This window comes from Vibrio sp. 10N.222.52.B7 (assembly GCF_041474275.1).
GTDB lineage: Bacteria > Pseudomonadota > Gammaproteobacteria > Enterobacterales > Vibrionaceae > Vibrio > Vibrio crassostreae_C.
The window spans coordinates 1-349 of the sequence record NZ_JBFRTU010000700.1; the positions used below are offsets into that span (position 1 = coordinate 1).

1 pseudogene is annotated in these 349 nt (G+C 41.3%); it reads left to right on the forward strand.

What is annotated here, in order from left to right:
- Window positions 1-63: 63 nt before the first annotated feature.
- Window positions 64-349 (forward strand): annotated as a pseudogene (locus AB4512_RS24880) (S9 family peptidase); the annotation flags it as partial.

The window sequence follows — 349 nt, forward strand, 5'->3', positions numbered from 1 at the left end:
CATTATCGTTTGGGTGCAGTATACGCGAAATTTATTAAATTAGCGTATGGATTTGTTGTATTTATGAAAGCGTGTGTGTTGTTAGCTTTTGCGCTCTTACTGACGGGAGCGGTTAGCGCATCTGATCAGTTCTCTTGGCTCAGAGATGATTCTCGTAGTGCAAGTAAAGTACTCAATTATCTTAATCAACAGAATGATAAAACTCATTTATATCAAGAACGTATTCGATCTCTGAGTGAATCCCTACAACAGAAATGGCAAGACAATCGCCCTGAACGCGCCGATAAACCATGGCAGGAAATCGGTGGTTACGAGTATGCGATCCTAAATCACAAGGGCAAAAGAGCCT